The organism is Janthinobacterium sp. Ant5-2-1 (genome assembly GCF_001445815.1).
Classification (GTDB): domain Bacteria; phylum Pseudomonadota; class Gammaproteobacteria; order Burkholderiales; family Burkholderiaceae_D; genus Janthinobacterium; species Janthinobacterium lividum_E.
On the sequence record NZ_LNCE01000052.1, the window covers coordinates 1 to 25,912 of the forward strand.

At 62.4% G+C, this 25,912-nt stretch carries 22 protein-coding genes and 1 riboswitch; of the genes, 12 read left to right on the forward strand and 10 right to left on the reverse strand.

Annotated elements, in window-relative coordinates; all coding sequences use genetic code 11:
- From ASN89_RS17485 to rpsL, 4 genes are all read right to left on the reverse strand, one after another.
- The coding region (locus tag ASN89_RS17485; protein ID WP_235501999.1) for a GTP-binding protein at nucleotides 1-355 on the reverse strand (355 nt) is incomplete at its 3' end.
- A 72-nt stretch (nucleotides 356-427) separates the two neighbouring features.
- Complete coding sequence (gene fusA, locus ASN89_RS17490) at nucleotides 428-2,533, reverse strand: elongation factor G (RefSeq protein ID WP_046682107.1); 2,106 nt, start codon at nucleotides 2,531-2,533, stop codon at nucleotides 428-430.
- A gap of 108 nt (nucleotides 2,534-2,641) precedes the next feature.
- Nucleotides 2,642-3,112: a 30S ribosomal protein S7 gene (gene rpsG, locus ASN89_RS17495; protein WP_010394377.1), complete on the reverse strand. Its 471-nt coding sequence runs from the start codon at nucleotides 3,110-3,112 to the stop codon at nucleotides 2,642-2,644.
- Between the two features lie 152 nt (nucleotides 3,113-3,264).
- Nucleotides 3,265-3,648 (reverse strand): 30S ribosomal protein S12, encoded by a 384-nt coding sequence (rpsL, locus tag ASN89_RS17500; RefSeq protein WP_010394376.1) that lies wholly within the window; start codon nucleotides 3,646-3,648, stop codon nucleotides 3,265-3,267.
- Between the two features lie 425 nt (nucleotides 3,649-4,073).
- Here rpsL and ASN89_RS17505 point away from each other — a divergent pair, with 425 nt between their 5' ends.
- On the forward strand, nucleotides 4,074-5,999 hold the full coding sequence (locus tag ASN89_RS17505) for a phosphoethanolamine transferase (protein WP_058050172.1): 1,926 nt from the start codon (nucleotides 4,074-4,076) through the stop codon (nucleotides 5,997-5,999).
- Between the two features lie 9 nt (nucleotides 6,000-6,008).
- Here ASN89_RS17505 and ASN89_RS29180 read toward each other — a convergent pair whose 3' ends face one another.
- Nucleotides 6,009-6,194, reverse strand: a complete 186-nt coding sequence (locus ASN89_RS29180; RefSeq protein WP_082654619.1) for a hypothetical protein — start codon at nucleotides 6,192-6,194, stop codon at nucleotides 6,009-6,011.
- Between the two features lie 101 nt (nucleotides 6,195-6,295).
- On the opposite strand from ASN89_RS29180, the gene ASN89_RS17510 reads away from it, so the two are divergent.
- The 8 genes from ASN89_RS17510 to ASN89_RS17545 all read left to right on the forward strand — a co-directional run bounded on the left by ASN89_RS17510 (nucleotide 6,296) and on the right by ASN89_RS17545 (nucleotide 15,217).
- A complete protein-coding gene (locus tag ASN89_RS17510) occupies nucleotides 6,296-7,561 on the forward strand; it encodes an efflux RND transporter periplasmic adaptor subunit (RefSeq protein ID WP_058050189.1) in 1,266 nt (421 codons plus the stop codon).
- Nucleotides 7,562-7,588: 27 nt separating this feature from the next.
- Nucleotides 7,589-8,305 (forward strand): ABC transporter ATP-binding protein, encoded by a 717-nt coding sequence (locus tag ASN89_RS17515; RefSeq protein ID WP_046682104.1) that lies wholly within the window; start codon nucleotides 7,589-7,591, stop codon nucleotides 8,303-8,305.
- A 9-nt stretch (nucleotides 8,306-8,314) separates the two neighbouring features.
- Entirely contained in the window at nucleotides 8,315-9,637 is a 1,323-nt protein-coding gene (locus ASN89_RS17520) for an ABC transporter permease (RefSeq protein WP_046682103.1), read from the forward strand.
- A gap of 28 nt (nucleotides 9,638-9,665) precedes the next feature.
- Complete coding sequence (locus ASN89_RS17525; protein ID WP_058050173.1) at nucleotides 9,666-10,904, forward strand: ABC transporter permease; 1,239 nt, start codon at nucleotides 9,666-9,668, stop codon at nucleotides 10,902-10,904.
- 28 nt (nucleotides 10,905-10,932) lie between these two features.
- Nucleotides 10,933-12,285, forward strand: coding sequence for a sigma-54-dependent transcriptional regulator (locus ASN89_RS17530; protein WP_058050174.1), 1,353 nt, complete (start codon nucleotides 10,933-10,935; stop codon nucleotides 12,283-12,285).
- Nucleotides 12,286-12,299: 14 nt separating this feature from the next.
- Complete coding sequence (locus ASN89_RS17535; protein WP_058050190.1) at nucleotides 12,300-13,616, forward strand: sensor histidine kinase; 1,317 nt, start codon at nucleotides 12,300-12,302, stop codon at nucleotides 13,614-13,616.
- 237 nt (nucleotides 13,617-13,853) lie between these two features.
- Nucleotides 13,854-14,378: an FxDxF family PEP-CTERM protein gene (locus ASN89_RS17540; protein WP_058050175.1), complete on the forward strand. Its 525-nt coding sequence runs from the start codon at nucleotides 13,854-13,856 to the stop codon at nucleotides 14,376-14,378.
- A 59-nt stretch (nucleotides 14,379-14,437) separates the two neighbouring features.
- The gene (locus tag ASN89_RS17545) at nucleotides 14,438-15,217 is read left to right on the forward strand and encodes a spermidine synthase (RefSeq protein WP_058050176.1); all 780 of its coding nucleotides are present in this window, start codon (nucleotides 14,438-14,440) and stop codon (nucleotides 15,215-15,217) included.
- 10 nt (nucleotides 15,218-15,227) lie between these two features.
- Here ASN89_RS17545 and ASN89_RS17550 read toward each other — a convergent pair whose 3' ends face one another.
- Nucleotides 15,228-16,700, reverse strand: a complete 1,473-nt coding sequence (locus tag ASN89_RS17550) for a PLP-dependent aminotransferase family protein (RefSeq protein WP_058050177.1) — start codon at nucleotides 16,698-16,700, stop codon at nucleotides 15,228-15,230.
- Between the two features lie 109 nt (nucleotides 16,701-16,809).
- Between ASN89_RS17550 and ASN89_RS17555 the strand changes: the two genes are divergently transcribed.
- Together ASN89_RS17555 and ASN89_RS17560 are read left to right on the forward strand one after the other, a co-directional pair.
- A complete protein-coding gene (locus tag ASN89_RS17555) occupies nucleotides 16,810-17,466 on the forward strand; it encodes a pyridoxamine 5'-phosphate oxidase family protein (RefSeq protein ID WP_058050178.1) in 657 nt (218 codons plus the stop codon).
- Nucleotides 17,467-17,554: 88 nt separating this feature from the next.
- The gene (locus ASN89_RS17560; RefSeq protein WP_058050191.1) at nucleotides 17,555-18,382 is read left to right on the forward strand and encodes a class I SAM-dependent methyltransferase; all 828 of its coding nucleotides are present in this window, start codon (nucleotides 17,555-17,557) and stop codon (nucleotides 18,380-18,382) included.
- A gap of 58 nt (nucleotides 18,383-18,440) precedes the next feature.
- Here the strand turns inward: ASN89_RS17560 and ASN89_RS17565 are convergent, their stop codons facing one another.
- The 4 genes from ASN89_RS17565 to ASN89_RS17580 form a co-directional block, all read right to left on the reverse strand.
- Entirely contained in the window at nucleotides 18,441-18,635 is a 195-nt protein-coding gene (locus ASN89_RS17565) for a hypothetical protein (RefSeq protein ID WP_046682096.1), read from the reverse strand.
- Nucleotides 18,636-18,912: 277 nt separating this feature from the next.
- A complete protein-coding gene (locus ASN89_RS17570; RefSeq protein ID WP_058050192.1) occupies nucleotides 18,913-20,550 on the reverse strand; it encodes a serine hydrolase in 1,638 nt (545 codons plus the stop codon).
- Between the two features lie 22 nt (nucleotides 20,551-20,572).
- Nucleotides 20,573-22,432 (reverse strand): M1 family metallopeptidase, encoded by a 1,860-nt coding sequence (locus tag ASN89_RS17575; protein WP_058050179.1) that lies wholly within the window; start codon nucleotides 22,430-22,432, stop codon nucleotides 20,573-20,575.
- A gap of 118 nt (nucleotides 22,433-22,550) precedes the next feature.
- Nucleotides 22,551-24,944 carry a M1 family aminopeptidase gene (locus ASN89_RS17580; RefSeq protein ID WP_058050180.1) on the reverse strand — a complete coding sequence of 798 codons (2,394 nt, stop codon included), beginning with the start codon at nucleotides 24,942-24,944 and terminating at the stop codon, nucleotides 22,551-22,553.
- A 146-nt stretch (nucleotides 24,945-25,090) separates the two neighbouring features.
- Nucleotides 25,091-25,272: riboswitch (yybP-ykoY riboswitch) on the forward strand.
- 9 nt (nucleotides 25,273-25,281) lie between these two features.
- Here ASN89_RS17580 and ASN89_RS17585 point away from each other — a divergent pair.
- Nucleotides 25,282-25,857 carry a TMEM165/GDT1 family protein gene (locus tag ASN89_RS17585; RefSeq protein WP_058050181.1) on the forward strand — a complete coding sequence of 192 codons (576 nt, stop codon included), beginning with the start codon at nucleotides 25,282-25,284 and terminating at the stop codon, nucleotides 25,855-25,857.
- The last annotated feature ends 55 nt before the right edge of the window (nucleotides 25,858-25,912 follow it).

The following is a 25,912-nucleotide window of genomic DNA, read 5'->3' on the forward strand; positions in this document are numbered from 1 at the left end:
GTTCGCGGGTCTGTGGCATTGGGCCGTCAGCTGCGGAGCACACCAGGATCGCGCCGTCCATCTGGGCTGCACCGGTAATCATGTTTTTGATGTAATCGGCGTGGCCTGGGCAGTCAACGTGCGCGTAGTGACGCGTTTCCGTTTCGTACTCGACGTGGGCGGTGTTAATCGTGATACCGCGCGCTTTTTCTTCTGGTGCTGCATCGATCTGGTCGTATGCTTTAGCTTCGCCGCCGAATTTCTTCGACAGAACCGTTGCGATTGCAGCGGTCAGCGTGGTTTTACCGTGGTCGACGTGGCCGATGGTGCCGACGTTGACGTGCGGCTTGGTCCGTTCGAATTTACCTTTTGCCATTTTATTCTTCCTTAGAACAATGATTTAAATGTAGGGACCGGCATTCTCGTGAAAGCCGGCCCGGAACTTCTATTACTTAGCTTTCGAGCTTACGATTGCTTCAGTCACATGCTTAGGTGCTTCAGCATAGTGCTTGAATTCCATCGTGTAAGTCGCACGACCTTGGGTCGACGAACGCAACGACGTGGCGTAACCGAACATTTCCGACAGAGGTACTTCGGCCTTGATGATCTTGCCGCCACCGCCAGCAATTTCATCCATACCTTGCACCATGCCGCGACGCGACGACAGATCGCCCATCACGGTACCGGCGTAGTCTTCCGGCGTTTCCACTTCCACGGCCATCATCGGCTCCAGGATGACTGGCGATGCTTTGCGGCAGCCATCTTTGAATGCCATCGAAGCGGCCATGCGGAATGCATTTTCGTTCGAGTCAACATCATGGTACGAACCGAAGAACAGCGTGACTTTCACGTCAACGACTGGGTAACCAGCCATCACGCCCGAAGTCAGCGTGTCGCGCACACCTTTTTCAACTGCAGGGATGTATTCGCGAGGAACGGTACCGCCCTTGATCGCGTCAACGAATTCGAAGCCCTTGCCCGGTTCTTGCGGTTCGATCTTCAGAACCACGTGACCGTATTGACCACGACCACCCGATTGCTTGACGAATTTGCCTTCCGACTCTTCGCACACTTTACGGATCGTTTCGCGGTAAGCCACTTGTGGCTTGCCGACGGTGGCTTCAACGTTGAATTCGCGCTTCATGCGGTCAACAATGATGTCCAGATGCAACTCGCCCATACCGGCGATGATGGTCTGGCCCGATTCTTCATCGGTACGCACGCGGAACGATGGATCTTCTGCTGCCAGGCGGTTCAGCGCCAGGCCCATTTTTTCCTGGTCGGCCTTGGTTTTTGGCTCGACTGCCTGCGAAATCACCGGCTCAGGGAAGACCATGCGTTCCAGAACGACGCTGGCTTTTTCGTCGCAAAGCGTGTCGCCGGTGGTGGTGTCTTTCAGACCCACAACGGCGGCGATGTCGCCAGCGCGCATTTCCTTGATTTCTTCGCGTTCGTTCGCTTGCATCTGCACGATACGGCCGATACGCTCTTTCTTCTGCTTCACGGAGTTCAACACCGAGTCGCCCGAATTCAGGGTACCCGAGTAGCAACGGATGAAGCACAACTGACCGACGAACGGATCGGTTGCGATCTTGAACGCCAATGCCGAGAATTTCTCATTGTCGTCAGCTGCGCGCTCGACTGGCTGCTCGTCCTCGTCCAGACCTGGGACAGGTGGAATGTCGATTGGCGATGGCAGGTACTCGATGACCGCGTCCAACATGGCTTGTACGCCCTTGTTTTTAAAGGCGGTACCGCACAACATTGGAACGATTTCGCTGGCGATGGTACGCTGACGCAGAGCAGCCTTGATCTCGGCTTCCGACAGGTCGCCTTCTTCCAGGTACTTGTTCATCAGGTCTTCCGACGCTTCAGCAGCGGCTTCAACCATGTTTTCGCGCCACTTGGCAGCATCAGCGGCCAGGTGTGCAGGAATGTCGCCGTATTCGAACTTCATGCCTTGCGAAGCGTCGTCCCAGATAACCGCTTTCATCTTGACCAGATCGATAACACCGGTGAAGACGTCTTCAGCGCCAATAGGCATCTGAATAGGTACTGGGTTGGCTTTCAGACGCGAACGCATCTGATCGTAGACCTTGAAGAAGTTGGCGCCGGTACGGTCCATCTTGTTCACGAAGGCCAGACGTGGCACTTTGTACTTGTTAGCCTGACGCCATACCGTTTCCGATTGTGGCTGCACGCCGCCGACTGCACAGTAAACCATGCAGGCGCCATCCAACACGCGCATCGAACGTTCCACTTCAATGGTGAAGTCAACGTGGCCTGGGGTGTCGATGATGTTGATGTGGTGAGCTGGGAAGTTGTTTGCCATGCCTTTCCAGAAGCACGTAACAGCAGCCGAGGTAATCGTGATACCGCGCTCTTGCTCTTGTGCCATCCAGTCGGTGGTGGCAGCGCCATCATGGACTTCGCCCAGCTTGTGGTTCACGCCTGTGTAGAACAGGACGCGCTCGGTCGTGGTCGTCTTACCTGCATCGATGTGAGCGGAGATACCGATATTACGATAGCGCTCAATGGGGGTCTTGCGGGCCATAATTAATCCTAAATGAATGGACAAAACCGAGCAGCATTTTTTTGCAAAAATGAGCCCGGCCTCGAACAACAGATGCTTGACAGCCGCCTTGCGGTAGCTGGCTTTATATTAGAAGCGGAAATGCGAGAACGCTTTGTTCGCTTCAGCCATACGATGGACTTCGTCGCGTTTTTTCATCGCGCCGCCGCGGCTTTCAGCCGCTTCCATCAGCTCACCGCCGAGGCGTTGTGGCATCGATTTTTCGCTGCGCTTGTTAGCAGCTTCACGCAACCAACGCATGGACAGAGCCATACGACGGACTGGGCGAACTTCGACCGGCACCTGGTAGTTTGCACCACCGACGCGACGGGATTTCACCTCAACCAGCGGCTTGGCGTTGTTGATTGCGGTAGCAAAAACTTCGAGCGGATCTTTGCCCGATTTTGCTGCGATGTGCTCGAAAGCACCGTAGATGATGTTTTCTGCAACCGATTTCTTACCGGACAGCATCAGCACGTTTACAAATTTAGCGACATCAGTGTTGCCGAATTTTGGATCTGGCAAAATTTCGCGCTTGGGTACTTCACGACGACGTGGCATATCAATTCCTTTCAATCTTCAGTTGAGCGCGCGTTCTTCGCACACTCGCGGACGACCATCATAGTCTTCCACTTACTCGACCAGATGCGGTCGACTACATTCACTTAGCTAGTTGCCACTGAGCGAAACTTGGGTTTGCTGCGTACAACTTATTACTTCTTGCCAGCTTTAGCGCGCTTGGTACCGTACTTCGAACGCGATTGCTTACGGTCTTTAACGCCTTGGGTATCCAGAGCACCGCGAACCATGTGGTAACGCACACCCGGCAAATCCTTGACGCGGCCGCCGCGCAACAGCACAACACTATGCTCTTGCAGGTTATGGCCTTCACCGCCAATGTACGAAATAACTTCGAAACCATTGGTCAGGCGAACTTTAGCGACTTTACGCAGAGCCGAGTTAGGCTTCTTTGGAGTCGTGGTGTAAACACGTGTGCAGACGCCACGTTTTTGCGGGCTGTTTTCCAGCGCCGGCGATTTGCTCTTCACGGTCAAAGCGACGCGTGGATTGCGAATCAATTGATTGATGGTTGGCATCGTTATAAATCCAACAAAAAACTACGATTAATAACCCGGGCAAGATGCCCGGCGACTAAAACCTCGTCCCACTTTCATCTACTGCGCACCGGAGGCGCCCGCAGCCACTCGATTAGGAGCGGCCATGAAATGCCAAGTAATACGTAAACGATGAGCAGAATAAAATCGAGAACTCGCTAGTTTAGACCTTGTGTTACAGGGGGTCAATCAGTTTACCGCTTTTTGCTATAAAAAAAGGCAAAAAAGAGGCACTTTTGTAGCATTTTGACTAATCTTTGGCTGCGGCGGGCGGACGCCTACGTCTCGCGGCAATTGATGATTTGGCATTCTTTCTCTGTCGCCAAGCCTCTGAGGGACGCATTCTTGTATGACCGCAAGACAACAAAAGGACTGATAATAGCGGACATTTTTCGCTGCCTCCCCTTATGCGCTCCTTGCTTCGCCCCGCCAATCTGTTCCTGCTCCTGACGTATGCCCTGCTGACGGCCGTGCCCTTCATCCCCGCGCTGCTGGGGCGGGCGCTCGAGCATCCGTGGCAGATGCTCACGTTCGAGCTGCTGGCCTGGCTGGCCGTCTGGAGCATCTTCAAGCGCCCCGCCTACTTCCACTGGCTGCTGGTGCCCGCCTTCCTGGCCCTGCCGACGGAAATCTACCTGTTCATCTTCTATGGCCAGGGCATTTCCACGCACCACCTGGGCATCATCTTCGAAACCAGCCCCAAGGAAGCGATGGAATTCCTCGGGCAAAAAGTATGGCTGATGGGCGCCGTCATGCTGGGCGTGATCGCCTGGTGCGTCCTGAGCTGGTTTGCGGCCGCGCGCACGCGCGACCTCGACTGGCGCGGCAAGACGCGCCCGGCCGCCTTCGTGCTGCTGATCCTGCTGGGCGGCTTCTGGTGGTATGGCTACGAATTCGGTTTCGAGGCCAAGGCCGTGCACAGCGCCGCCGCGTCCGCCAAGGCCAGCAAGCCGGCGGCCAGCGGCAAGGCCGGCGCTTCCGGCTTCGGCGACGCCAGCTCGGCCGACGATGAAACGGAAGAGGAAGACGAGGAAAGCAGCAAACCGGAGAACGCCAGCATCGCCGGCGCCGACGAGACGGGCCTGGGCTGGCCCAGCCTGCCCCACTGGGCGCGCCTGCCTTACGCCTTCGACACCGTCAGCAATTCCTGGCCCTTCGGCCTGGCCGCGCGCGGCTTCGATTTCTACAAGGAACGCAAATACCTGGCCGAGCTGGGACAGAAAAGCAGCAGCTTCCGTTTCGGCGCGCACCAGCAAGAGCCCGATACCAACCCGGAAGTGGTGGTCATGGTGATCGGCGAATCGTCGCGCTACGACCGCTGGAGCCTGAACGGCTACGAACGCGACACCAATCCCCTGCTGAAACAGGAAAGCAACCTGGTGCCGCTGGCCGACGTCATCACGGCCGTTTCCGCCACGCGCCTGTCCGTGCCCGTCATCATCTCGCGCAAGCCGGCCACGCAAAGCCTCAAGGATGGCTTCTCGGAAAAATCCTTCCTGACCGCCTACAAGGAAGCGGGCTTCAAGACCTACTGGCTGTCGAACCAGATCTCGTTCGGCCAGTTCGACACGCCCGTGTCCGTATTTGCCAAGGAAGCGGACGTGGTGCAATTTTTGAACCTGGGCGGTTTTACCAACAGTTCGAACTTCGACCAGATTTTGTTCGATCCGTTCAAGAACGCACTGGCCGACCCGGCGCCGAAAAAACTCATCGTGCTGCACACCCTGGGCAGCCACTGGAACTACAGCCAGCGCTATCCGAAATCGTTCGACAAATGGCAGCCGTCGCTGTTCGGCGTCGACAAGCCCGTCTACACGGACACGGCCATCAAGCCGCAGCTGAACAACAGCTACGACAGCTCCATCCTGTACACGGACTGGTTCCTGTCAAACGTGATCGGCATGCTGAAGGACGACGGCCAGCGCACCGCCCTGCGCAGCTCGCTCGTCTACGTGGCCGACCACGGCCAGACCCTGTACGACGGCACCTGCCGCCTGGCCTTCCATGGCCACAACACGCAGTTCGAATTCCACGTGCCCGCCTTCGTCTGGTATTCGCCGCAATTCCAGCAGCACTATCCGGACAAGGTGACGCAACTGCGGCGCCATCAGAAGGCGCGCCTGTCGACGGAAAACATGTTCCATACGCTGCTCGACCTGGGCGACATCCGCTTCGCCGGCGAACAGCCCGACTGGAGCATCGCCAGCGCCCGCTTCAAGCAGCACAAGCGCTATGTCGACAGCTACGGCTGGACCAACTACGACAACGCCATCATCCGCGGCGACTGCCGCGAAGTGATCGACAAGAGCACGCCGGAAAAGCAGGACAAATAAGGGCGGCCATCAAGCCCGCTCCAGCACTCCCGCGTAATCGGCCGGCTGCGCCATGTGCGTGCTGAGCCAGTCGAAGACGCGCCCCGCCTTGTCCGTGATACCGGCGTCAAACCCGCGCTGCGCCAGCAGGGCGATGCCGTTGGTGGCCTGCAGCACGCCGGACGCGGGCGGACACCGCCTGGACAGCACGGACACGGCGGACAGCCGGACGCCTGGATTTTTCCCCAGTTAAATCAACGGTTTAATAACTGGCATGGATCGTGCATTGGAGCAGCCATTCTCCACGAGACATGACCATGATCCGCGATACCTCTTCCCAAGACGCCGTATTGTCCGCCCCGCCGGGCCAGCGCCACAAGCAACGCGCCTTGCTGCTGGCCGGCGCCGTCATCGTCATCGGCGCGGCCATCGCTGTCGTTGCCGGCTGGCGCAACAGCGAGCATTCCGTCAATGCCAGCCGTTTGCGCATCGCCGAGGTCACGCGCGGCACCCTGATACGCGACGCGGCCGTCACGGGCCGCGTGGTGGCCGCCATCAGCCCCACCCTGTATTCGACCACGGTGGCCACCGTCACGCTGAAAGCGAAGGCGGGCGACACGGTGAAAAAGGGCGCCATCCTGGCCGTGCTGGAGTCGCCGGACCTGTCCGATGCGCTGAAACGTGAGCAGTCCAGCGTGCAGCAGCTGGAAGCGGAAGTGGCGCGCCAGCAGATCCTGGCCAAGAAGCAGAAACTGCTGGCGCGGCGCGAAGCCGATACGGCCGAGATCGAGCGCCTGTCCGCGCAGCGCACGCTCGAACGCTATGAAAGCGTGGCGCAGGTAGGCATCATTGCCAAGATCGATTACCAGAAGGCGAAAGATGCGCTCAATTCCGCCGATATCCGCAGCAAGCACGCCTCGCAGGCGGCGGGCCTGGAAAGCGAAGACGTGACCCTGGCGCTCAAGACCAAGGTCAACGAGCTGGAACGCCAGCGCCTGAGCCGCGACAACGCCCAGCGCAGAGTCGATGAACTGACCGTGCGCGCGCCCGTCAACGGTTTCATCGGCACCCTGTCGGTGGCCAACCGCAGCGTGGTGCAAGCCAACACGGCGTTGATGACCCTGGTCGACCTGTCGCAGCTGGAAGTCGAGCTCGAGGTGCCGGAAACCTATGTCGCCGACATTGGCCTGGGCATGCGCGCGGAAATCGAAACAGGCGCCATCCGGGCGACCGGCAAGCTGTCGGCGCTGTCGCCCGAAGTGGTGAAAAACCAGGTGCTGGCGCGCGTGCGTTTTAACGGCGAGCAGCCGGCCGGCCTGCGCCAGAACCAGCGCGTGGCGGCGCGCCTGCTGATCGATGAAAAACCGAATGTGCTGATGCTGGCGCGCGGCTCCTTCGTCGAGGCCGAAGGCGGCCGTTTCGCCTACGTCGTGCGCGACGGCGTGGCGATGCGCACGCCGATCAAGCTGGGCGCGACCAGCGTCTCGTCGGTGGAAATCCTCGACGGCTTGAAGCTGGGCGACAAGGTCGTCGTCGCCGGCACGGAAAACTTCGAGAACGCGGCCCGCGTCTCGCTCAACTAACGCCACTCATCCAACCAGGAGCCCTCCATGCTGCGCATGCAAAACCTGAGCAAAGTCTACCGCACCCACATGATCGAAACCCACGCGCTGCGCGGCTTCGACATCCATGTGCAACAAGGTGAATTCGTCACCGTCACGGGGCCGTCCGGCTCGGGCAAGACGAGCTTTCTGAACATCGCCGGCCTGCTCGAGGAATTCACCGACGGCGAATACATCCTCGACGGCGTCAACGTCAGGGGTATGGACGACAATGCCCGCTCGCGCCTGCGCAATGAAAAGCTCGGCTTCATCTTCCAGGGTTTCAACCTGATTCCCGACCTGTCGTTGTTCGACAACGTCGACGTGCCACTGCGCTACCGGGGCTTCAACCGCGCCGAACGCAAGGAACGCATCGAGGACGCGCTGGCCAAGGTGGGCCTGGCCTCGCGCATGAAGCATTATCCGGCCGAATTGTCGGGCGGCCAGCAGCAGCGCGTGGCCATCGCGCGCGCGCTGGCCGGCTCGCCCAAACTGCTGCTGGCCGATGAGCCGACGGGCAACCTCGATACGCAGATGGCGCGCGGCGTGATGGAACTGCTGGAAGACATCAACGCGCAAGGCACCACCATCCTGATGGTCACCCACGATCCGGAACTGGCGCTGCGCAGCCAGCGCAACGTGCACATCATCGACGGCCAGGTGTCGGATCTGGTGCAGCACCGCGCCACGCTGTCGGCCAAGCCGCAGCACGCCGCGACCGTGTAAGGAGAGCACATGTTCCGCTACTATTTCACCTTGGGCTTGCGCAGCCTGCGCCGCAACCGCGCCCTGACGGCGCTGATGGTGCTGACCCTGGCCGTCGGCGTGGCCGCCAGCGTATCGACCGTCACCATCCTGCACGCCATGTCGGGCGACCCGCTGCCGCACAAGAGCGACCGCCTGTTCGTGCCGATGATCGACATCCTGCCCGTCAAGGGCTACGTGCCCGGCGACAAACCCGGCTTCGCGCAATCCCAGATGAGCTATATCGACGCGCGCAATTTCATGGCCAGCAAGGTGGGCGTGCGCCGCACCGTCATGTATGGCGTGGCAGGGCCAGTCGAGCCGGCGCGCAAGGATATCGGTTCCTTCCAGGCCCAGGGGATGGCGCCCACGCGCGATTTTTTCAGCATGTTCGAAGCCCCCTTTCTGTACGGCCAGCCGTGGAGCGAAGCCGATGACGCCAGCGGCGCCGATGTGATCGTGCTCAGCCGCGCGCTGGCCGAAAAACTGGTGGGCACGAACAACCCTGTCGGCCAGCGCGTGACGGTGCTGGGCCGGCCCTACATGGTGACGGGCGTGCTGGCCACCTGGGACGTGGTGCCGCGCGCCCATCACATTATCGGCAGCAAGGGGGCGTTCGGTCCGGAGGACGAATTCTTCATTCCATTTGCCAGCGCGATCCGCCACGAAACCGAGCACGACGGTGGCATGAGCTGCAACGGCGACAATAATGCACCCGGCTACCAGGGCAGGCTCGCCTCGGGCTGCACCTGGCTGCAGTTCTGGTTCGAAATGGCCGGCAGCGGCGAGCGTGGCCAGTTGCAGCAGTACCTGGACGCCTATGCGGGAGAGCAGCGCAAGCTGGGGCGCATGAAGCGCAACGCGCCGAACCGCCTGTACGACCTGAACGAATGGATGAGCTTTTTGCAGGTAGTCGACAACGACAACAAGCTGGCGGCCTGGCTGGCCTTCGGTTTCCTGCTGCTATGCCTGGTCAACACCATCGGCCTGCTGCTGGCGAAGTTTTCCGTGCGCGCCAGCGAGGTGGGTATCCGCCGTGCGCTGGGCGCCACGCGGCGCGACATCTTCCGCCAGTTCCTGATCGAGACAGGCGTCATCGGCCTGGCTGGCGGCGTGCTGGGCCTGCTGCTGGCGTTCGGCGCGCTGGCCGTGGTCAGCAAGCAGTCGGAAGATCTGGGCACCGTCGCGCACATGGACGTACCGATGCTGCTGCTGACGTTTGCCATGTCGGTGCTGGCGGCCCTGCTGGCAGGCTTGCTGCCGACCTGGCGCGCCTGTCAGGTGACGCCGGCCATCCAGCTCAAATCCCAATGAACATCCTTTACCCAACATGAGGTCCAGCATGGAAATCCGTCCCATCCTGTCGGCGCTGATGCGCAGCAAAACCGGCGCCGTCCTGGTGGCCGTGCAGGTCGCGATCAGCCTGGCCATCCTGGCCAACGCCCTGCACATCGTCAACGTGCGCCAGGCCGTCGCCGCGCGGCCCAGCGGCGTGGCCGCTGAAAACGACGTTTTTTACGTCAATATCCAGAACCTCAACCGTGGCAGCCATGAGCGCCAGCTGGCCGAGCAGAAGCGCCAGGCGGCACTGCTGCGCGCGCTGCCAGGCGTGATGTCGGTGGCGCAAACGTCACAGGCGGTGCTGTCGCGCTCTGGCCACTTCACCAGCATGTCCGCCAAGCGCGACCAGGCCGCGGCCAGCGCCGAAGTATCCACCTATGTCAGTCCCGATTCGCTGATCAAAACCTATGGCCTGCAATTGGTCGAAGGACGCGATTTCCGGCCCGACGAGGCGCCCGAAATCAACGAAGACGTCGACGAGAGCTCGCCCAAGGTTCTGATACTGACGCGGGCGGCGGCGCAGAAAATCTGGCCCGGCGAGACCAGCTTTGTCGGCAAGACCTTGTACCAGGGCACCGGCTCGGACGACCCGGAACTGCGCGTGGTGGGCATCGTCGAGCGGCTGCAGACCCAGAACGCGCAGACCAAGCCGCGCGGCGAGTATTCGTCACTGCTGCCGGCGCGCCTGACGGGCGGGCGCGGCCTGCTGATATACGCCGTGCGAGCCGAACCGGGCCAGCGTGACCGTCTGATGCAGGAAGCGGAACAGGCCATCCGCACTACCAGCACGGACCGGCTGCTGGTCACCACCGACACCCTGGAACAGCATCGCAAGGCGCGCTACCGGGCCGACCAGGGCCTGTCATGGATGCTGATCGCCGTATCGACCCTGCTGCTGCTGGTGACGGCCAGCGGCATCGTCGGCATCGCCAGCCTGTGGGTGACGCAGCGGCGCAAGCAGATCGGCGTGCGACGCGCCTTGGGCGCCCGCCGCATCGACATCCTGCGCTATTTTTTGACGGAGAATTTCCTGATCACCAGCGTCGGCGTGGCGGCCGGCGTGGTGCTGGCCCTGGGCTTGAACCAGCTGCTGGTAAGCCAGCTGGAAATGGCGCGCCTGCCGCCCGGCTATCTGCTGGCCGGCGCGCTCGTGTTCTGGCTGCTGGGCGTGGGCGCGGTGTACGGCCCGGCATGGCGCGCGGCCAGCATTTCGCCCGCCACTGCCACCCGCAGTACCTGAGCCGGCACCTGAGTGATATGCTGCGCGCATGCCTACCGTACTGATTATTGACGACAATGCCGCCGTGGCCATCGCGCTGGACGTGCTGTTCTCGCTGCACGAGATCGACGCCGTGCGCGCCGCCTCGCCCGAGGAGGGCTTGCACCTGCTGGAACGCCACGCTATCGACCTGGTGGTGCAGGACATGAACTTCACGGCCGACACCACGTCGGGCGAGGAAGGCGGCGCGCTGTTCCACGCGATCCGCGCGCGCTACCCGGACCTGCCCGTGATCCTGCTGACGGCATGGACCCAGCTCGACGCGGCCGTGGACCTGATCAAGTCCGGCGCGGCCGACTACCTGGCCAAGCCATGGGATGACCGGCGCCTGATCGCCAGCGTGCAGAACCTGCTGGAGCTGGGGCAGGCCAATCGCGCGCTGCGCCAGCGCGTGGTGGCCGAACAGCGCCAGCGCCACGCCCTGGAACACGATTTCGACTTGCGCGGCATGGTGTGGCAAGACCCGGCCACGGAAAGAGTCGTGCACCTGGCGTGCCAGGTGGCGCGCGCCGACGTGCCCGTGCTCATTTCGGGGCCGAACGGCAGCGGCAAGGAACGCATCGCCGCCATCGTGCAAGCCAATTCCCAGGTCGCCAGCGGCCCCTTCGTCGTGCTCAATTGCGGCGCCGTGCCGGTGGAGCTGATCGAGGCGGAACTGTTCGGCGCGGAAGCGGGCGCCTACACGGGCGTCACGCGCGCACGCGACGGCAAGTTCGACGCGGCTGACGGCGGCACCCTGTTCCTCGACGAGATCGGCAACCTGCCGCTGGCCGGACAAATGAAACTGCTGCGCGTGCTCGAAACGGGACGCTTCGAGCGCCTCGGCTCGAACCGCGAACGGCAAGTGAAAGTACGCGTCATCAGCGCCAGCAACGCCGACCTGCCGGCGATGATCAAGGCCGGCACGTTTCGCGAAGACCTGTTCTACCGCCTGAACGTAATCGAATTGCGATTGCCGCCGCTGGCCCAGCGACCGCTGGACATCCTGGTGCTGGCGCGGCATTTCCTGGGCAGCGAAAAGACGCTGGACGCGCAGGCGCAGGCGACTTTGCTGGCGCACGGCTGGCCGGGTAACGTGCGCGAACTGAAAAACGTCATGCAGCGCGCCAGCCTGCTGACGGCCGGCCCGGTGATCGGCGCGCTGGAAACGGGCCTGCCGCTGACCGGTGTGGCATCGCCGCGCGCGCCGCAGGATGGCGCCGCGACGGAGCCGGACCGCGACAGCGTCAGCGCGGCGCTCGCGCGTGCGCACGGCGTGGTGGCGCAGGCGGCGCAGGAACTGGGGCTGTCGCGCCAGGCGCTGTACCGGCGCATGGAACGCCTGGGCATCGCGCGCGGCTGATGGCCTACCGCCCCATGCGCCTCTCCCTGCTCACGCGCTGGACGGCGCTGATCGTCACCTTGCTGGTGCTGGGCATCGGCATCGCCCTGCTGCTCGCGCATTTTTTGCCGGGCCAGCCGCTGCTGGTGCTGGCCGGCACCCTGCTGTGCGTGCTGCCGGTGGCCGTCATTACCATCCGCGCGCAGCTGCAATCGATGCTGTCGCTGTTTCGCGCCTTGAGCGGCACGGTGGCCAGCTACCAGGACGGCGACTTCGGCTTCAGCCTGCGCTGGCCGCAGAACGATGAACTGGCGGACCTGGTGGCGGCCCACAATGCGCTGGGCGACGTGCTGCGCAAGCAGCGCCTGGACCTGGTGCAGCGCGAACTGCTGCTCGACACCATGGTGCAAAACACGCCGGTGGCCATGCTGCTGGTGGCCGAGGGCAGCGCCATCGTCTACGCCAACCTGGCCGCGCGCCAGCTGCTGCATCACGGCCGCCGGCTCGAAGGGCACCATCTGACCGACATCGTGCGCGAGGCGGCGCCGGCCCTGGCCGAAGCACTGGCGCGCCGCAACGACGGCCTGTTTACCAGCGGTGAAGGGGAACAGGAAGAGGTATATCACCTGGCGCGGCGCAGCTTCAGCCTGAACGGGCGCAAGCACGAACTGCTGCTGTTGCGCCAGCTGACGCTGGAACTGCGGCGCCAGGAAGTGCAGACCTGGAAAAAAGTCATCCGCGTCATCAGCCATGAGCTCAACAACTCGCTGGCGCCACTGGCCTCGCTGGCCCATTCCGGCGCCGAGCTGGTGCGCCGCGGCCAGACGGAGCGCTTGCCGCAGATCCTCGCCACCATCGAGGAACGCACGCGTCACCTGGAAACCTTCATCCTCGGCTATGCGCGCTTTGCCAAGCTGCCCGCGCCGCGCCTGGCGCCGTGCGAATGGCAACCCTTCCTCGACAGCCTGGCCTCGCAAGCGGCCTTCACGCTGGATGGCCCCCCGCCCGCGCAGGCGGCCTTGTTCGATGCGGCGCAAATGCAGCAAGCACTGCTGAACCTGCTCAAGAATGCGCTGGAATCGGGCTCCCGGGAAGAGCATATCGGCCTGCACGTCAGCCAGGCGCATGGTCAGCTGCGCATCGAAGTGCGCGACCGCGGACCGGGGATGAGCGGCGCCGTGCTGGAAAACGCGCTGGTGCCGTTTTATTCCACCAAGCGCAGCGGCACGGGACTGGGCCTGGCCCTGGCGCGCGAAATCGCCGAAGCCCATGGCGGGCGCATCACCCTGGCCAACCGAGAAGGCGGCGGCCTGGCGGTGACCTTGATTCTGCCTTTGCCAGACAGAAATTAGTTCCTCTGCAACGATTTTTAAATCACGCCATCCGCAATTATTTTTCGGTGCAATATTAATAATTATAGTTTTTAATATTGCAACTTCATGAACGCCATGCCCGTGTGTTAGAAATAAGCTATTTAAGTTTGCATAATGATATAAAAATAGCTCATTGACAATGAATTGTCTTGGCGATAATTTATCAGCGCGGTACGGTTTTTTTGAAACATTAATCGTTTTTTCGCGGGGATCAACATGAAACTAAAATCACTCATCGCAGCGGCAGTACTCAGCGCCGCCTCCATCGGCAGCGCCAGCGCCACCGCCTACACCGTCAACCTCGTCAATACCACGGGCAATCTGTGGACCAGCGGTTTCAACGCCGTACCCAGCCCCCTCGGCGACTTCACGGATACCTTCACGTTTACGCCGAATGCCACCTTCGGTTCCACCGCGCAAGCCTTCCTGGCCAACCTGTCCGTTACGGGCACGGACAGCTCCTCCATCCACTTCACCAGTGCCGACCTGAACGGCATAGGACTGACCGGCTTTGGCGGCCCCACCGTCTTTGGCTATGCCCAGGGTGAAATACTGGCACCGACGAGCATCCTGTTCAATGGCCCGCTGGTCCTGACCGTGATGGGCAACACCAAGGGCGGCAGCTATGGCGGCGTCTTCAACCTGAACCTGGCTCCCGTTCCTGAACCGGAAACCTATGGCATGCTGCTCGCTGGCCTGGGCATACTCGGCTTCCTGGCGCGACGCCGCAAGCAATCTTGAACGCTCCTCCCAAAAGACGCCCCGGCGTCTTTTTTTTTGGCGGCTGCTAAACTGACGCCATGACGACCGACTTTACCTCCACCAGCCACACCGCTTTCAGCCACCCGGGCCACCCACCCGCCACCACCACCGAACACCGCGGCATCCGCTACCTGCACCTGGGCACCAAGTGGGTGCAAGGCGCCATGCGCCTCGACAAACCCGACGCCATCGAACTCGAATACGTGCAGATGATGATGATGTGGATGCTGTTCAAGACGCAGCCCAGACGCATCGTGCAGCTGGGCCTGGGCAGCGCCGCGCTGACCAAGTTCAGCTACCGCCGCTTCCCCGACGCCACGGTCACGGCCATCGAACTCAATCCGAACGTGATCGCCATCTGCGGCGCCCAGTTCGCGCTGCCGCCAAACGACGCACGCCTTGACGTGCGCGAAATGAATGCGCTCGACTTTGTGCTCGACCCGGCCAACCACGGCACCGTCGACGCGCTGCAAGTGGACCTGTACGACGAGGACGCGCGCGGCCCCGTGCTCGACACGCCCGAGTTTTACCAGGCCTGCTTCGACTGCCTGACGGACGACGGCATCATGTGCACGAATGTCTTCGGCGACTTCCCCAACTACGACAAGAATTTGCAGACGATGGAACTGGTCTTCGACGCCGTCGTCTGGGTGCCGGAAATGGAAGATGAAAACATCGTCGTGCTGGCCTTCAAAAAATCGCCCTCGCTCGACTTCAGCGATTTATACGAACGCGCCGCCACCATCAAGAAGCAGTTCAACCTGCCCGCCAAGAACTGGGTCAACGGCTTGAAGCAGTGGATGCAGGACCAGCAATAAGATAACCGCATCACGCCGGCAGCAGCGCGCCCAGGCGGCGCGCCAGGCCATCCATGTTCTCGGCCGGCACCTGCGCATAACCGAGCAGGAAACCGTTCCAGCCCTGCCCTTCTCCCGTGCCATGCGCGGACAACGCCAGCGCCACGATGCCGTCCTGCGCGGCGCGGCGGCTCAGCGCCAGGTCATCCCATGCCGTATCGTGAAAGCGCAGCGCAAGGTGCATGCCGGCCGTGCCGCCATGGATGGCCGCGCCGCCACACGCATGGCGCTGCAGCGCCTCGCTCAAGGCGTCGCGCCGCTGGCGGTACAGGCGGCGCATGCGGCGCACGTGGCGCGCAAACAGGCCGCTGCGCAGGAACTCGGCCAGCGCCAGCTGTTCGGCCACGCGGCCCCGCGCGGCGCCCTGCGCCTGCATCTGCGCGAAGGCCCCGGCCAGCGCAGCCGGCACGACGATAAAGGCCAGACGCAAGGCGGGGAACATGGTCTTGCTGAAGGTGCCCAGGTACACGATGGGCGCGTCGGCCACCAGTCCCTGCATGGCTGCCAACGGTGGCCCGCCATGGCGAAACTCGCTGTCGTAATCGTCTTCGATGATCAGGGCGCCGGCCGTACGCGCGCGTTCGAGCAGCGCCATGCGGCGCGCGGGACTAAGCACGCTGCCCGTCGGATACTGGTGCGACGGCGTCGTGTAGATCAGGCGCGGCGGCATAGCGCGCCAGTCGTCATCCGTCGGCGCGATGCCATCCATGTCGACGGCGATGCCCGTCACCTGCAAGCCGGCGCCACGGCCCGCCGCCAGCGCGCCGCCATAGCCGGGATGCTCGATCCACAAGGTGTCGCCCTGGTCGGCAAAGGCGCGCAGGCAGACATCGAGACTGCTCTGCGTGCCATCCGTGATGAACACCTGGCCCGCATCGCAAACGACGCCGCGCGCGGCGCGCAAATGCTCGGCGATGGCCATGCGCAGCTGCGGCTCGCCGGCAGGGTCGCCGTAATTGAGCTGGCGCGGCGTCAGCGCGCGCCACGCGCGGTCCAGCATGCGGCGCCACTGCGCCAGCGGGAATTCATCGAGCGCGGGCACCCCAGGCGCGAACGCGCCCATGGCGTCGGCGGGAAACACCACCGTCGCGCTGGCATCCTGTCCCGACACGCCACGCAAATACCGGGCGCGGCGCGACAAACCATCCTGGCCTGCGCTCACTGGCGGTGTGGTCGGCACGCCAACGCTGCCGGCGACGACGGTGCCGCGCCGGTCCGGCAAGACAAACCCTTCGCTGGCCAATTGCTCGTAGGCGTACAGCACGGTATTGCGCGCCAGCCCCAGTTCGGCCGCCAGCACGCGCGTGGCGGCCAGGCGCGTGCCCGGTGCCAGCTGGCCGCTGCGGATCGCCGCGCGCAGGCATTCATGCAACAGGCGCTGGCGCGGCCAGCCCCGCTCGCGGTGCGTGCGCTCGAATGCGTTCAGCAGCAAAGCGAAATCCATGCGCTCCCCTCCATCGTGGCTCTATATTATTTCTCGCTTCTGGATCTTTTTTCAGGGCCAGAAGCCGATTATAGTGCGGCCTTCCTCTTCAACCAACGGGATTTCCGCCATGACCGCTACCGCCCTTCCTCCCAGTCCCCGTACCCGCGTGCGCCGCGTCGCCGAACTGGCCAGCTACGAGCAAGCCACCTTGCACGCCATTCTCGATGCCGCCTACCTGTGCCATATCGCCTTCCACGACGACAAGGGCAGCCATTGCATCCCGACCGCCTGCTGGCGCATCGATGGCCACCTGTACATCCATGGCTCGAACGGCAGCCGCATGCTCAAGCTCCTGCAAGACAGCGACGTGTGCGTGACGGTCACCCATCTCGACGGCCTGGTGCTGGCGCGCTCCGCCTTCAACCACACGATGAACTACCGTTCGGCGATGGTGTACGGGCAGTTTGAGAAAGTGAGCGACATCGGCCAGCAGCATGCGGCCATGGACGCGCTGATGGAAAAGCTGGTGCCGGGACGGCTGGCGCACGTGCGCGGTGGCAGCGCCAAGGAATACGCGGCCACCACCGTGCTGCGCATCGCGCTCGACGAATATGCCGTCAAGCAGCGCAAGGGCGGTCCGCTCGACGATGCGGACGACATGGCGCATGCCGTCTGGACGGGCGAACTGCCGTTCACGCACGGCCGTGGCGCGGCCATCGCCGATGCGCTCAATACTTGCGACATGCCCGCGTATGCCGCCGCATGGGGGACGGAATCCGCTTGACCGGCCAGCGTGCTTGGCCGATGATCGGCGTTGATGGCGATCGCCACCAATTGACCAACCGATCCAATCACGCATGGAGCAAATGATGATGAAGCGAGTATCCCTGGCCGCGGCCCTGACGGTCATGCTGGCCTGTGGCGGCAGCGGCGCGGCACTGGCCGCCGATACGGGCGACGCGGCCCTGAAGGCGGCCATCGCCGGCAGTGCGCGCACGCCGGCCAACGCGCTGCGCGACAGCGCCCGCCACCCGTATGAAACGCTGACGTTCTTCGGCATCAAGCCAAACATGACGGTGGTGGAACTGGCGCCCGGCGGCGGCTGGTACACGGAGATCCTGGCACCCTACTTGCGCGACAACGGCAAGCTGATCGCGGCCGGCAACGACCCGCAATCCGCCAGCGAAGGCGCGCGCCGTGGCGCGGCGCGCTTCCAGCAAAAACTCGACGCCAATCCTGCCGCCTTCGGCAAGGTGGACATCGGTGCCTTTGCGCCACCCACCACCTACCGCATCGCGCCCAAGGGCACGGCCGACATGGTGCTCACCTTCCGCAATATCCACAACTGGATACCGATCGGCGAAGCGGGCATGCAGACCCTGTTCAAGGAAGTGTATGACAGCCTGAAACCGGGCGGCGTATTCGGCGTCGTCGAGCATCGCCTGCCGGCGAGCAAGGCGCAGGATGCCACGGCCAGCAGCGGCTACATGCACGAAGCATACGTGATCAAACTGGCCGAAGGAGCGGGTTTCAAACTGGCGGCCAAATCGGAGATCAACGCCAATCCGAAAGACACGGCGGACCACCAGGGGGGCGTCTGGGCGCTGCCGCCCACCTACGCCAACAAGGATGTGGACCGGGCCAAGTACACGGCCATCGGAGAGAGCGACCGCATGACCTTGAAGTTCGTCAAGCCATAAAAAGCAAACGGCGGCGCGCCACTCCGGCGCGCCGCCCGATCCCGGATTGAATGCCGCCTTACAGGTGGATGCCGTAGACGCCGCACAGGCGCTTGACCAGGGTGCAGGCGTTGGCATCGCCGTCCGTCACGCAAGCCGTGTAGGCTTCCTCGCAGGTTTCGCGCGTTGGCAGGGCAAACGCGGAAGAACTGATGGCGCCGGCAAAACCGACGGCGGCGCAAAAGACAAATACGGCTTTTTTCACATTGATCATTTTTATCCCATTCCCCAAAGTTGAGTCGTTCTAAAAACCACTGGAAGACAAAGACGTCAGCCGCCAGAAAGCGCCTGCCGACAGGCGAATTTCATGGCGCACGGAAATAGTAGCACTTTGAAAAATTAGTAAATAAGCAAACAGGAAAACAAGATAACGTTTCTTTTTCACCCCATTTCATGGAATAAAAACCGGCGCGCCGCCCTCCTGCCGCGCATTTGCATGGCAACGGGCGAAAAAAAACCGCAGCACAGGCTGCGTTTTTGGTATCGACCCTTTATTTCTTCGCTTCCTTCGGTTTCACCGGCACCAGGCTCAGGTCCTGGAAGTCGTAGCTGAAATCCGTCTCGGCCGACACAGGCGCCATCTTTACCCGATCGATGCTGCCATCGGGATTGAGCGAGAACGTCACGTAGGCGTCCGCGTTGAAGTTGCGCTCTTTCCAGCGCACGATGAAGGTGTCGTGCTGCCAGTGTTCCAGCTCGCCCGTCAGGTCCGGCGTGCGCGTGAAGCTGAGGATATGCTTTTTCCCCTCGGGCTTGATCACGACCTTGCCGTACCAGGCATCCTCATACTCGCCGTCGTACGATGCCAGCGACAGCGATGGCTGCGATCTGGCCGCCCGCGCGCTCGACGCCTTGCCCTGCTTTTTCACTTCTTCCGCATGCTGATCCTGCTCCACCTTGGCCACCAACGCCAGCCAGTCCGATGGCGCCGCCTGCAGGTAATGGTCGAGGATGCGCCATTGCAGCGCCGTCATGGAACCGCCATTTTCCGCATTGGTGAGGATGGCCACGCCCAGCTTTGCTTCCGGCACCATTACCACGCGCGAATAAAATCCCTGCAGCGCACCGCCGTGCATGGCCACCTTCATGCCCTTGTAGTCGCGCAGCTGGAAGCCCAGGCCATACGCGCTGAAGTTCGGTTTCGTCGCGGCCAATGCCGGTTTCGGCTCGGGGATCTTGATCGGCGTTTGCGCCGTCCACATTTCGCGGCCCTGCTTTTCGCTGAACAGGCGCGCGTCCTTGCCATCCTTGTCCTTCACGCCGGCGATCTTGCCGCCGTCGAGCAGCACCATCATCCACTTGGCGATATCTTCCGCATTCGTGTTGATGCCGACGGCGCCCACGGCGTTCGGCACGGGCATCGATTTGACGGCGGCGATCTTGCCGTCGATCTTGCTGTGCGCATTGGCGACGTCGGGATTGCCCGCATTTTCAGCCAGGCTGGTGGTGGTGCCCGTCATGCCCAGCGGCGCCAGGATGCGTTCATGCATGGCCTCGCCCCAGCTTTTCCCCGCCTTGTCGGCGATGATCTTGCCGGCCACGATGTACAGCAGGTTATCGTAGGCATAGCTGTTGCGAAAACTCGTGGCCGGACGGATGTAGCGCAGCTTCTCGATGATCTCGTCGGTGCTGAAGGTCGTTGTCGGCCACCACAGCAAGTCGCCCGCGCCCAGGCCCAGGCCGCTGCGGTGCGTCAGCAAATCGCGGATGGTCATGGCGCCCGTCACGTAGGAATCGTGCATCTGGAAGCCGGGCAAATGCTTGGTGACGGGATCGTCCCAGGCCAGCTTGCCCTCGTCGACCAGCATGGCCAGCGCGGCGGCCGTGAAGCCTTTCGAGTTCGACGCCACTTCGAACACGGTCTTCGCGTCGACGGCGGCCGGTTCGCCCAGCTTGCGCACGCCGAAACCCCTGGCGGTGATGACCTTGCCATCCTTGACGATGGCGATCGCCATGCCAGGCACGTCGAACACTTTCAGGGCGGTGGCGACGTCGCGCTCAAGGTCGAAGGCCGGCGCGGGCACCGGCGCGGCGGCGACAACGGGGGCGGCGTCAAGGGCCAGCGCCGGCATGGCGATGCCGGAAAACGCCAGCACGATGGCGGCGGCGAGGCGGTTCATGGTATGCATGGTGAGGATGTCCAAAGGAAGTTCAATGCGCTTGCGCGGCCATCAATTTGTCGACGCTTTCCTGCGTCACCGGGTGGTAGCGTTCGCGCGCCTTCGCATACACGTCCTTGGCCCAGGCATGGCCTTGGGGCGTCTTCATCAGGGCGCTGTACAGGGGCACGACGAACTTCTGGCGGCCCACGCTCATCAGGAATGCCTGCAAGGGCTGCTGCACGTCGTAGCCGGCGTTCACGGAGGCCAGGTAGAAGCGGTAGGCCACTTCATTGTTGCCGCTCTTGCCCACGCCGTAGACCTGGTCCAGCTCACGCAATTGCGCCGCGCTGGCCTTGTTGTTGATGTCGTTCAGGAAGTGCATCGACTCGATGGCGATCCACTTGTCCATGCCCAGGTCTTTCGTCGGCAATGTGCCTTTCAACCAGGCGTCGCGGTGCTGGTCGAGCAGCGCCAGGCGCGGCGAGACGACGCGCTGCGCGCTGGCCGGCACGCCTGTGCCATACAGCCATTCATCGAGTTCCGCTTCAGGCATCACGTCCGGATGCTGCGCCAGCAGGTTCTTGCGCAGGTAGGCGACGAACTGCTCCGTCGTCACGCTCTGGAACGCGTGCTGGTCGAACCAGCCGCGCAGGAAGGGATCGAACACGGCGCGGCCGGCGCGGCGTTCCATCGTGGCCAGGAACCAGGCGCCTTTCGGATAGATGATGCCGTCGTCCGTGTACGTTTCAGCCGGGTTGGCGTCCGCGTCGCGCGTGATCAGCGCCGTTTTCGCGGCCGGTAGTTCGCGGATCGAGGCGGCCAGTTCTTCCTGGTCGACCTGCACGCCCATCTGCGCCACGTCGCTGCCATACAGCTGCTCGACGATGCGCGTCGTGACGTAGGTGGTGAAGCCTTCATTGAGCCACATGTGCTTCCACGACGCGTTGGTGACCAGGTTGCCCGACCACGAGTGGGCCAGTTCATGCGCGATCAGGTCGACCAGGCTGCGGTCGCCCGCGATCATGGTCGGCGTGAGGAAGGTCAGGCGCGGGTTTTCCATGCCGCCGTAGGGGAACGATGGTGGCAGCACGATCATGTCGTAGCGCCCCCATCCATACGGGCCGTACAGCGCTTCGGCTGCCTGGATCATCTTTTCCGTGTCGGCCAGCTCGTATTCGGCCGCCTTGATGCGCGGCGGTTCCGCATACACGGCGGAGCGGGGACCGAGTTTGCGCACTTCCAGCTCGCCGATGGCAATGGCCAGCAGGTACGATGGAATCGGCTGCGGCATCCTGAATTTCCAGCCGCCCTTGCCCGTCGCCTTTTCGTCGTTCTCGGCGCTCATCACGACGCGCATGCCCGCTGGCGCATCGATGCGCGCGCTATACGTAAAACGCACGGCCGGCGTATCCTGCGATGGCACCCACGAGCGGGCGTTGATGCTTTGCGACTGGCTGAACATGAATGGCAGCTTGCCCGACATGGTTTGCTGCGGCGTGAGCCACTGCAGCGCGATGGCGTTCGGCGCCGTGTGATAGTAGACGCGCACCTTGCCCGGCTGGCCCGTGGTGGTGATGCGCAGCGCCTGGCCCTTTTCCGGGTCGGCCTTGTCCAGCTGGTACGGCGCCATCTGCCAGGCGCCGCGCTTGTCCTGTACCTGCACTTTTGCGATCGACAAATCGCGCGTGTCGAGCACCAGGGTGCGCGCCGCAGGATCGATCCAGTTCAAGGACAGCTCGGCATAGCCGGACAGGGTCTTTTGCTTGAAGTCCGCTTTCAGGTCCAGCTGCAGGTCGCGCGTGCGCACCTGGTCGTAGCGCGCGTAGCTGAGGGGGTCGGCGTGCGCGGCCAGGGTTACCTGGCAAAGTAGCGCACAGCCCAGCGCGCGCAGGAAGGTCAAAGTTTGCATGGTCGTCTTTTGAATGATTTGCGAAAGCCCCGGTCCGTGTGCGCCGGGGCGTCGCGCAGAATAGCACTTCCCGCGCAGGCCGGCAGAAAAAAGCGCCGGACTGGCCGGCGCTGTTTCCCTATTTCGTCTCGGCCTTGGCTTCCGGCTTTGCCTCGGGCGCCTTGAGCGGCGTATTAAAATCCTTCATCAGGTTGTTCTTGTCGCGGTCCTGCTTGAACAGCTCCAGGCGCGATGGCGTGATTTTTCTCGGCCAGCTATTGTTGCTGGTGTCGATGTCGGCCGTCTCCCAGTACGGGTCCTGCACCAGCCCTACCATCGGTTCATCCGTGACGATCACCTTGCTGATCTTGTCCGGCGCATAGCGCCACACTTCGGCCGGTACGCGCTCGATGATCTTCTTGCCGCTTTTCAGTTCGATTTCCAGGATCAGCGGCATCACCAAGCCGCCGAGATTCGAAAAATCGACCAGGTACAGATGCTTGCCCATGTTGCGCTGTTCCAGCAGCTTTCTCTCCCACGGCTCCAGCGTTTCCTGCTCTTCCGCATAGCTGTTGCGGTCCTTGTTGGTGACCGTGAATTCATCATGCTGGTTGTAGAAATCCTTCAGCGCGGGATCGATGTCGATCTTCTTCGGCAGCGCCTTGTTGCGCTGGTCCGAGATCGAGATGGGCTGCGCGTCTTTCTGCGCCTTCTTCCACGCTTTCTCGACTTCCGGATTCTTCGTGCTCACGCCATATTCGCTGATGCCGTCGATGCTGATGTCGACCGCGTCGGTGGTATAGAACCAGCCGCGCCAGAACCAGTCCAGGTCCGTGCCGGACGCGTCTTCCATGGTGCGGAAAAAGTCGGCCGGCGTCGGGCGCTTGAACTTCCAGCGCAGCGCGTACTGCTTGAAGGCGAAGTCGAACAGTTCGCGTCCGAGGATGGTCTCGCGCAGGATGTTGAGGGCCGTGGCCGGCTTGTCGTAGGCGTTCGCCGTGAGCTGCAGCAAGGACTCGGAATTGGTCATGATGGGCACCTGGTTCTGGCTGCGCATGTAGTCGACGATCTTGCGCGGCTCGCCATTCCAGGACGGGAAATGCTCTTCCCACGCCTGCTCGGCCAGGTACTGCAGGAAGGAATTCAAACCTTCGTCCATCCACGTCCACTGGCGCTCGTCCGAGTTGACGATCATGGGAAAATAATTGTGGCCCACTTCGTGGATGATCACGCCGATCAGGTCATATTTGGTCGTCTTCGAATACGTGCGTTCTCCCGTCTTCTTGTCCTTCACGGGGCGCCCGCCATTGAACGCAATCATCGGGTACTCCATGCCGCCCACGGCGCCGTTGACGGAAATCGCATTCGGATACGGATAGTCGAAACTGTATTTGTTGTACTGCTCGATCGCATGCACGACGGCGCGCGTGCTGTACTGCTGCCACAGCGGATTGCCCTCGTTCGGGTAATACGACATGGCCATCACGCGCTTGCCGCCGCTGTCCAGGCCCTGCGCGTCCCAGATGAACTTGCGGCTCGAGGCCCACGCCACGTCGCGCACATTGGCCGCCTTGAAGTGCCAGGTTTTCATCCCGGCCGCCTTGCCCTTCTCCGCCGCCAGCGCTTCCTGCGGCGTGATCACCAGCAGCGGCGTAGTGCTGTTTTTTGCCTTCGCCAGGCGCTCGCGCTGCGCCGCGCTCAGGACAGCCGCAGGATTTTGCAGCTCGCCAGTGGCGGCCACCACGTGATCGGACGGCACCGTCAGGTACAGCTCGTAGTCGCCAAACTCCAGCGTGAATTCGCCGGAGCCGAGGAACTGCTTGTGCTGCCAGCCGGCGGCGTCGTAATACGCGGCCATGCGGGGGAACCACTGCGCGATCTGGAAGATCGTGTTCTTGTCGTCTTCAAAATATTCGTAGCCGGAGCGCTCGACGAGCACCTTCTGGTCATTGATCTGATACGACCAATCGATATTGAACGTGATGCTCTGGCCGGGCGCCAGCGCCACCGGCAGATCGATGCGCAGCATGGTCTGGTTGACGACATACGGCAACGGCTTGCCGTTGGCCGCTTTCACGGCGGTAAGCTTGAAGCCGCCGTCAAATTCGCGGCCCGCATGGATGGCGCGCAAGTCCTCGAATTTCAGCGCCTCGTCCTCGCTGTTACTCAGCCAGGCCTGGCGCGATGGGGCACTCAATACGCGGCGCTGGTCGGCATCCTGGCGCAAGCCATTCTGGTCCAGCTGCAGCCACAGATAGGCCAGGCTGTCGGGCGAGCGGTTGTGATAGGTGATCTGCTCGCTGGCCGTGATGGCGCGCCGTTCCTCATCGAGCGTGGCGCGGATCACGTAATCGGCGCGCTGCTGCCAGTAGGCGTGGCCCGGCGCGCCGGAAGCCGTGCGGTAGCTGTTCGGCGTGGGCAGCAGCTCTTCCAGCTGGCGGAACTTGTCGTCGAAGGGTGCGGCGGCGCACAGGCCGGACAAGGGAGCAAACAAGGTCAAACACAAGGCAAGCAAGCGGACAAGGACCGGCATGGCGCATTCCATCTGGGAGTCGTGGACAGAACTGCATTCTAAGTCGAGTCTGTTTGCAAACCGGTCATTGTTGTCGAAGTCCCACACACCAGGCAGTGCCGCGCCCCGGCGCTACTGGCGCCGGCGCGGGCATTGGCGTATGATGCGCCTCGAACATTGGGGAGTAGTCGTCCCGCGGTCCTGCCGCGGGAACCTGTATCAACATGATTGGCCCGCAGGCCATGGTGCAGGTGGTTGCAGAACTTGACGAGACCATTGATCCAGGGCGGCCGCATGGGCCGGAGTCGCCCGTGGATCATTGGTTAATTCGTCCGGCCCGCGTACCTCTTGCAATCTCATGGAAGCATTCCTCATCTCCACCGGCATCGTCGGTCTCGCTGAAATCGGCGACAAAACCCAACTCCTGGCCTTTCTACTGGCCGCCAAATTCCGCAAGCCGCTACCCATCGTGCTGGCCATTTTCGTCGCCACCATCGCCAACCACGCGTTCGCCGCCGCCGTCGGCGCCTGGATCACCAGCATGCTGGGACCCGACGTGCTGCGCTGGGTGCTGGGCGTGTCGTTCCTGGCCATGGCCGCCTGGACCCTGATCCCCGACAAGCTCGATGAAGACGAGACGAAGCTGGCCAAATACGGCGTCTTCCTGACCACCCTGATCGCCTTCTTCATGGCGGAAATGGGCGACAAGACGCAGGTGGCGACGGTGGCGCTGGCGGCGCGTTATCACGATATCGTTTCCGTCGTGCTGGGCACCACCTTCGGCATGATGCTGGCCAACGTGCCGGCCGTCTACCTGGGCGACAGGATCGCCAACCGCGTGTCGCTGCGCCTGGTGCATGGCATCGCGGCGCTGGTGTTTGCCGTGCTGGGCGTGGCCACCCTGCTGGGCGCAGGCGCCGCCCTGGGGTTTTGAGAGAGCTTTAGATAATTTCTCATTTACAATATTCATGTCCATAATTACAATGTCG

Coding starts and splice junctions, on each gene's coding strand:
- fusA (WP_046682107.1), bottom strand. CDS start 2,533: ATGGCCCGCAAGACCCCCATTGAGCGCTATCGTAATATCGGTATCTCC.
- rpsG (WP_010394377.1), bottom strand. CDS start 3,112: ATGCCACGTCGTCGTGAAGTACCCAAGCGCGAAATTTTGCCAGATCCA.
- rpsL (WP_010394376.1), bottom strand. CDS start 3,648: ATGCCAACCATCAATCAATTGATTCGCAATCCACGCGTCGCTTTGACC.
- ASN89_RS17505 (WP_058050172.1), top strand. CDS start 4,074: ATGCGCTCCTTGCTTCGCCCCGCCAATCTGTTCCTGCTCCTGACGTAT.
- ASN89_RS17510 (WP_058050189.1), top strand. CDS start 6,296: ATGATCCGCGATACCTCTTCCCAAGACGCCGTATTGTCCGCCCCGCCG.
- ASN89_RS17515 (WP_046682104.1), top strand. CDS start 7,589: ATGCTGCGCATGCAAAACCTGAGCAAAGTCTACCGCACCCACATGATC.
- ASN89_RS17520 (WP_046682103.1), top strand. CDS start 8,315: ATGTTCCGCTACTATTTCACCTTGGGCTTGCGCAGCCTGCGCCGCAAC.
- ASN89_RS17525 (WP_058050173.1), top strand. CDS start 9,666: ATGGAAATCCGTCCCATCCTGTCGGCGCTGATGCGCAGCAAAACCGGC.
- ASN89_RS17530 (WP_058050174.1), top strand. CDS start 10,933: ATGCCTACCGTACTGATTATTGACGACAATGCCGCCGTGGCCATCGCG.
- ASN89_RS17535 (WP_058050190.1), top strand. CDS start 12,300: ATGCGCCTCTCCCTGCTCACGCGCTGGACGGCGCTGATCGTCACCTTG.
- ASN89_RS17540 (WP_058050175.1), top strand. CDS start 13,854: ATGAAACTAAAATCACTCATCGCAGCGGCAGTACTCAGCGCCGCCTCC.
- ASN89_RS17545 (WP_058050176.1), top strand. CDS start 14,438: ATGACGACCGACTTTACCTCCACCAGCCACACCGCTTTCAGCCACCCG.
- ASN89_RS17550 (WP_058050177.1), bottom strand. CDS start 16,700: ATGGATTTCGCTTTGCTGCTGAACGCATTCGAGCGCACGCACCGCGAG.
- ASN89_RS17555 (WP_058050178.1), top strand. CDS start 16,810: ATGACCGCTACCGCCCTTCCTCCCAGTCCCCGTACCCGCGTGCGCCGC.
- ASN89_RS17560 (WP_058050191.1), top strand. CDS start 17,555: ATGAAGCGAGTATCCCTGGCCGCGGCCCTGACGGTCATGCTGGCCTGT.
- ASN89_RS17565 (WP_046682096.1), bottom strand. CDS start 18,635: ATGATCAATGTGAAAAAAGCCGTATTTGTCTTTTGCGCCGCCGTCGGT.
- ASN89_RS17570 (WP_058050192.1), bottom strand. CDS start 20,550: ATGCATACCATGAACCGCCTCGCCGCCGCCATCGTGCTGGCGTTTTCC.
- ASN89_RS17575 (WP_058050179.1), bottom strand. CDS start 22,432: ATGCAAACTTTGACCTTCCTGCGCGCGCTGGGCTGTGCGCTACTTTGC.
- ASN89_RS17580 (WP_058050180.1), bottom strand. CDS start 24,944: ATGCCGGTCCTTGTCCGCTTGCTTGCCTTGTGTTTGACCTTGTTTGCT.
- ASN89_RS17585 (WP_058050181.1), top strand. CDS start 25,282: ATGGAAGCATTCCTCATCTCCACCGGCATCGTCGGTCTCGCTGAAATC.